This window comes from Paraburkholderia sp. RCC_158, from assembly GCF_041355255.1.
Classification (GTDB): Bacteria; Pseudomonadota; Gammaproteobacteria; order Burkholderiales; family Burkholderiaceae; genus Paraburkholderia; species Paraburkholderia graminis.
This window is the reverse complement of sequence record NZ_JBFUPM010000031.1, coordinates 49,730-56,057: the sequence shown is the minus strand read 5'-3', so window position 1 is coordinate 56,057 and position 6,328 is coordinate 49,730. Positions and strand designations below refer to the sequence as shown.

The following is a 6,328-nucleotide window of genomic DNA, read 5'->3' as shown; positions in this document are numbered from 1 at the left end:
CAAAAGGAGCAACCCTACAACGAGGTGTATCAACTCCTAACTGCGTTGCTGTATCAATTTATAACTGCGCGCGACAGTGGCCTCGTTCGTTCGGACCGGATCTGCGAGTTTTTAGTAAGCGTCAGCGGATCCCGTCTTGAATCGCGACTTCCCGAATGTGAAGGTGATGCTTTCGTGAGAACGAGGGCGATGCGATGGAAGATGAGAACATTAAGGCTGCAACGGCGATGGGTACGCGTCGCCCACGGCAAGGGGAAGCGTTCTGGGGCGAAATGGTCACCACCTGGAAAGCGAGCGGTGTCGGCGCTCGGCGGTTTTGCCGAGAACAGGGTCTGGCGGTAAGCACCTTCAGCCTGTAGCGCAAGAAGCTCTCAAGCCCGGTCAGAGAGATTAAACAGCCACTCGCGGTTACTGCGGATGCGGCATTCATCGTTTCCAATCTGGATGGTGAACTGGCTCCCTCAAGGCCGCTTGTTGCAACGCCAGCGGCTGATGTATCGCCGTCGCGTGACGGGGTGACGCTCTCGCTCGCTGGCGTTCGTATCGAACTGAGCGGCGTTCACGCCGAGCGCATCGTGCGATTTGTACTCGGGCAGCTCGGAGGTGGTCGGTGCTGATTGCTTCGGACGTTCGCGCTTACATCTGTCGCGACCCGGTCGACATGCGCAAGGCGATGGATGGGCTGTCTTATCTCGTCGAGCCGCTACTTGCGCAGAAGCCTGCATCGGGCAATCTGTTTGTCTTCGTGGCGCGCGATCGCTCCAAAGTGAAGATTCTTTATTGGGACCGGACCGGCTTCGCACTTTGGTATAAGCGTCTTGAAAGAGGCCGTTTCCCGTCACCCTCGTTACTCGCTCGGCGCGGCTTCACGCTCGCGGAGCTCAACGCATGGCTCGAAGGCATCGAGATCCCAACGCGAGAGCCGCACCACACCGTGGCAGTGACGCGCGTGACGTGAGGTGCTCCAGCGCAGCCCCGAGCTTGTAAACGTGGCTTGAGTTAGGCATCATGGAGCACATGCATCACCAATTTCACGAAGACAGGCGGCATTATCGACGTGCGGACTACCGCGCTGAACTCCGACCTAAAGAGCATCCAGACACAACAGAAGAGCCTGAACGATTACATCGCGCAGGTGAGGAGCCAATACTCGGCGCAGTTCACGGCGCTCAATACGTTGATGGCGACGATGAACAACAACTCGCAGTACCTGACGCAACTGTTCGGCGGCACGAATAGCGCCGGCGCACTCGCGACCAACAAGTAACGTCACGGAGAACGCACATGGAGCCCTCTGCCCTGATCGGGAAAGTGCTGGCGCTGACCGGCGAGATCGAGCAAGCGGCCGCGCTGGCCGACTGGCCCGAAGCCGCGCGGCTCGCCGAAATCCGCTCGCCGCTGATCATGTCGCTCGACGCGCAGCAGGTGCAAGGCTCGCTCGACGTGATCCGCTCGATCGTTGCGCGCGACGCGGTCCTTTACGCCGATGCGCAAGCCACCCAAGTCGAACTGCAGGCCGAATTCACGGCCGCGATGCGCCGCGCGAGCGCAGTCGATCAGTATCAGAAGGCGGCACAGCTTTAAGCGATGTCGCTTGCGCCGCTCGACGACCACGTTGGCGTTTATGTCACGGCGTCGCGCCGCGGTCGAGACCGATGCGCCGGGCTGCAGCGTTTCCTTGATGACTTGCTGCTTGAATTCCCGCAGGTATACAGGATGCCCCTGCTTGGGGCAGCCATCTTTCGTTGCACTCTCCGACATCTCGACAAACCGTAACTGAACAGCCAGTTGGACCAACAATTTGCAACGTCTTTGCGTCGATCCCATGAACGTTGACTTTCGGTTAGGTGTATTCCGCCGGGGTTGGCGCAAAAAGTCGAATGAATGGGAGCGTGAGGTCGCTTAAGCTCTTAGCGATGTTTGTGATGGGCCAAGGAATGTATCGATATAGAGTTCGACGCGGTCAATCCAGTGCGATTGAAATCACTCCGACGGCCGTCCCGTGTCTCTTGTTTGCAACGATCCGAAATCAAGAACAAGACACCGGAAACGCGGTATTTCAAGGTCAGCCAGTACGGTCATTGCACCGGTCGGCATAAGGATTCCGGCGCGACGGCGCCCGCTTCCGGTTAGCTGATCGCCGTCGGCGGGCTGACCGTATCAGAGCGCGTGACGACCAGCCTGTAACCAAACTCCCGATGCTCAAATAGCCTGCTTCTTCATCAGCAACTTCAGTAGCACGGGCAGCAACAGTAACACCAGCGGCAACTGGACAATCAGCCCGGAAATAATCGCAATCGCAAGCGGCTGCTGCATGGCCGAGCCCTGACCGAGCGCGAAAGCGAGCGGCAGCAGCGCGAGGATTGCGGCGATCGTGGTCATGGCAATGGGCCGCAGGCGATTGCGTCCCGCCGCGGTCAGCGCATCCTCGAACGGCATCTCTTCGTCGCGGGTAAGCCCTTGCAGTTCCGACACGTAGAAGATTGCCACCTCTGTCACGATGCCGATGATCATCGTCATACCCATCATCGCGGAAATATTCAGTTCGGTGCCAGTGACCCATAAGCCAATGAACACGGCGCCCGCCGCAAGCAAGGGCATTGCCATGACTGCCAGCGCTACGCGGAAACGCTCGTAAAGAAACAGCAGCAGACCGAATACCAGCGCGACCGCCGCGCCGAAGACTGTCAACAAGCCCTTGAAGGCAATCTGCTGTTGCTGATACAGGCCGCCCAGTTCGTAGTACACACTGGCCGGTAAGAGGCTTTTGTCGCCGAGCACCTTCTGCACGTCGGCGATCGTTGAGCCCAGGTCACGGCCGTCGATGCGCGCGGTCACCGCCACCATCCGCTTCAGATTGTCCCGGCTGATTTCCGGCTGCCCTGTCACAGTGATCTGGTCAGCCACGCGATTCAGCGCAAAAAGGTGACCGTCGGGCGCGCGGATCTGTAGCTGGCCCAGTTGCGTATCGGTCAATGCCGTCGCTCCCGTCACGCGCACACGAACGCCGACCGTTTTCGGTCCATTCTGGAACTGTGTGGCCACGTTGCCTTCGACCATGTCGGAAACGGCTTGCGCGATCGACTGCGGGTCCATGCCTTCTGCGGCAGCGGCTTCGGCCCGTATATGCAATTCGAGCGCGTCGCCCGCCGGATTGATACCGTCATTCACATCGACCACGCCCTGAATCTTCCCGATTCGCGCGGCCACCGCGCGTGCGGTTGTGTCGAGCGTGTTCTGGTCGTCGGAATAGATCTTGATCTGGACGGGTTGCGGAACCGCCGTCAGGTCGCCGATCAGATCTTCCATCAGCTGCGCGAGTTCGACATTCACGCCGGGCACCCGAGTCTCGAGTTTCGAGCGGATTTCTTCCATCACGGTTTCGATTGGCTCACGGTTGCCCGACTTCAGCCGCACAAAGAAGTCGCCCTTGTTGGGCTCGTTCAGATCGCCGCCGAGACCCGCGCCAGTGCGCCGTGAATAGGTCGCGACATTCGGATTCGCCTGGATGATGGTTTCGACCTGCTTCATGAGGCGGTCCGTCTCGCTGATCGAAGTGCCCGGCTGCGTGTGATAGTCGAGCACGAAGCCCCCTTCGTCCATGCTCGGCATGAAGCCGCTCCCGACGCGGGTGAAGGCGAAAGCGGCCACTGCGATGAGCGGCAAAAGACCGATCAGTACGAGAGCCGGGCGAGCGGTGACGCGCTCGACGAGAGCCGCGTAGCGCCGGTTCATCCACGCGGCGAAGCGTGTTTCGCGGTGCTCCTCGGCGTCTTTCGGCTTGAGCCAGCGATCGCACAGAATCGGCACGGCGAGCCACGTGACAAGAAAGGAAATGAAGAGGGCGCTTGCCATCGTTATTGAGAGTGCCTTGAAGAAGGCACCGGTGACGCCTGACAGGAACGCGAGCGGCACGAAAATGATCAGCGTCGCCGCCGACGACCCCGCGAGCGGCCGTGTGAATTCGAGCGCCGCGGCCATCACGCGGCCGTGAAAGGCGCGGGCGCCGCCCTCGCGCATACGCCGCGCGATATGCTCGATCATCACGATCGCGTCGTCGATCACCAGGCCCACCGCGGCGGCCATGCCACCGAGCGTCATGATGTTGAATCCCATGCCAAACACGTCGAGCAGCAGGATGGTCGCTGCCATCACGACCGGTACGAGCGCGACAGCGATTGCAGTGATCTTCCAGTTGCGCAGGAAAAAGAACAGCGTCAACGCCGCCAGTACCACGCCGATCATGATCGCGTCGCGTACGCTCGTCGCCGAGGCGATTACGAGTTCGCTTTGATCGTACCAGTTCGCCAGATGCACGCCTCGCGGCATCTGATGCTGGAATTCCGCGAGCTTCGCGCGAATCGCTTTTGCCATGGCCACGCTGTTCGCGCCCGGCTGTTGATAGACGTTGATGAGAACCGCCTCCTGGCCGTCGGCGGTCACTCGCATCCACTGGGGCACGACGCCCTGACGCACGGTCGCGATGTCGCCGAGGCGAATCTGCGTGGCGCCGTTTGCCGACACGACGACGTCGCGCAGTTCGTCGAGCTGCGTGATCCTGCTGTTCGCAATTACCAGATACAGCTTGTAGTGATCCTCAATCCGGCCGTTCGCCATCAGCACATTGCTCGCGCCGATGGCCTTCGACACATCGGCGAGCGAGAGCTTGTACGCGGCGAGCCGCGCGGGATCGATCGCGACTTCCAGTTCGTCCTGGGCGCCGCCTGTCACGTCCACGCGCGCGACACCTTCCACGGAGGAAAGCAGCGGGCGCATCTGGAACTGCGCCAGATCGCGCAAGGCGGAGAGCGACTGGTCTTTCGACGTCAGGCTGTAGGCCAGCACCGGAAACACGGTGGGGTCCATGCGGCGCACCTGCATGGAGGTGCCCTGTGGCAGCGTGGCGAGAATTTCGCTGATGGCCGATTGGGCTTGCAACGTCGCTTGCGCCATGTCGGTGCCCCAGTTGAAGTTGAGCGAAATTTCCGCCGAGCCGCGGCTGGTTTTCGATTCGACGTCGAGTACATTCGGCACGCGGCGCAGTGCTTCTTCAACAGGCATGGTGACGAGCGTGGCCATCTGCTCGGCGGGGCGGTCGCCTGCGTCGAGAGAGACGACCGCACGTGGAAACGCGACGTTGGGGAAAAGCGAGATGGGGAGCCGGAAAGCGCTCATGACGCCTGCAATCGCGAGCAAGGCGATCACGAACAGCAGCGAACGCCGATGCATCTGCATCCATTGGCCGAAGTTCATCGCGGCGCGCCTCCACTGGCTCGCACCCCGATGCCGTCTTCCAGCTCATAGTTGCCGCTGAGCACGAGACCTTCGTTAGGGTCAAGCGCACCGTCCACGCCGTAACGGTCGCCGTTCTCGACCTGGATCGCCACGGCGACTCGGCGGGCCCTGTTTTGCGCATCGACCTGGAAGACGTACGTGCCCTTGTCGCCCTTGAGCACCGCCGCGCGCGGCACGATCCAGTAAGTGCCGTTTCTCGTGGCGATGTCGGCGTTCACGCGCGTGCCCGGAATGAATGCGCTCTGTCCGAGCGGCACGTTCGCGCTCACATCGACAAGCTGGCTCTGCGGATCGATCGAGGCGCCGACCAGCACGACGCGGCCATCTATCGCTTTTTTGGCGAGCGTGGACGACAGCCCGTGCAGCGTCACTGTGTCGCCGGCGTGGATCTGGGCCGCATCCGACGGTTCCACGCCGAGCGTCACGTTGGCGTGCATATCGCTGCCGGTGCCGCCGGTCAGTTGCAGTATCGCCGCACCCGCCTGGATCTGGTCTCCCTGCGCAACCGATAGCTGAATGACCACGCCGTCGAACGGCGCGGTCACGATCTTGTTGCCACTTTCGACGCCGCTCTGGTTTTGCGCGGCGAGTGCCTGCCGCGCGTCATCCGCAGACTTGCGGGCGGCCGCGAGCTGCGAATGCGTCGCGAGCCCCTTGTCGAACAGCGATTGCGTGCGCGCGAGTTCGCCTTGTGCGAGCGTGACGGCGCTCTTCGCCTGGGTCGCGGCGAGGACGGCGACCGGATCGGCCTGCACGACGACGAGCGGCGTGCCGCGCGTCACGGTCTGTCCCGGCTGCACACGGATCTGCACGACACGCGCAATGTACGGCAGATTGATCGTGGTGACGTTGGAGGCGGAAGCCGCGACGATGCCGTAGGCGCGCACGGGTTGTGCGATGGCGCCGTGCTGAGGGCGCACCGTCTGCACTGATACCGTGGGCTTGTCGGGTGAAGAGTCCGCTGCTGCAGAATCGGCCGCGCCGGATGAATGACAGGCGGAACACGTGAAGACGACGCCAGCGGCTATCATCA

General features: G+C 61.7%; 5 protein-coding genes and 2 pseudogenes. 4 read left to right on the top strand and 3 right to left on the bottom strand.

The genetic code is table 11. The annotated features are described in order from the left end of the window. The 4 genes and pseudogenes from AB6809_RS33380 to AB6809_RS33365 form a co-directional block, all read left to right on the top strand. The coding region (locus tag AB6809_RS33380) for a hypothetical protein (protein WP_371028172.1) at positions 1-342 on the top strand (342 nt) is incomplete at its 5' end. A gap of 268 nt (positions 343-610) precedes the next feature. Then, positions 611-958 carry an IS66 family insertion sequence element accessory protein TnpB gene (tnpB, locus tag AB6809_RS33375; protein WP_371028171.1) on the top strand — a complete coding sequence of 116 codons (348 nt, stop codon included), beginning with the start codon at positions 611-613 and terminating at the stop codon, positions 956-958. Positions 959-1,012: 54 nt separating this feature from the next. Continuing rightward, a pseudogene (fliD, locus tag AB6809_RS33370) lies at positions 1,013-1,267 on the top strand (flagellar filament capping protein FliD); the annotation flags it as partial. 17 nt (positions 1,268-1,284) lie between these two features. Further along, positions 1,285-1,584 (top strand): flagellar protein FliT, encoded by a 300-nt coding sequence (locus AB6809_RS33365; RefSeq protein WP_371028170.1) that lies wholly within the window; start codon positions 1,285-1,287, stop codon positions 1,582-1,584. 36 nt (positions 1,585-1,620) lie between these two features. Here the strand turns inward: AB6809_RS33365 and AB6809_RS33360 are convergent. The 3 genes and pseudogenes from AB6809_RS33360 to AB6809_RS33350 form a co-directional block, all read right to left on the bottom strand. Next, a pseudogene (locus AB6809_RS33360) lies at positions 1,621-1,761 on the bottom strand (transposase); the annotation flags it as partial. Positions 1,762-2,202: 441 nt separating this feature from the next. Next, positions 2,203-5,253, bottom strand: a complete 3,051-nt coding sequence (locus AB6809_RS33355; RefSeq protein ID WP_371028169.1) for an efflux RND transporter permease subunit — start codon at positions 5,251-5,253, stop codon at positions 2,203-2,205. Beyond that, positions 5,250-6,215 carry an efflux RND transporter periplasmic adaptor subunit gene (locus tag AB6809_RS33350; protein ID WP_371028168.1) on the bottom strand — a complete coding sequence of 322 codons (966 nt, stop codon included), beginning with the start codon at positions 6,213-6,215 and terminating at the stop codon, positions 5,250-5,252. Before AB6809_RS33350 ends, AB6809_RS33355 begins: the two co-directional genes overlap by 4 nt. Positions 6,216-6,328 lie beyond the last annotated feature (113 nt).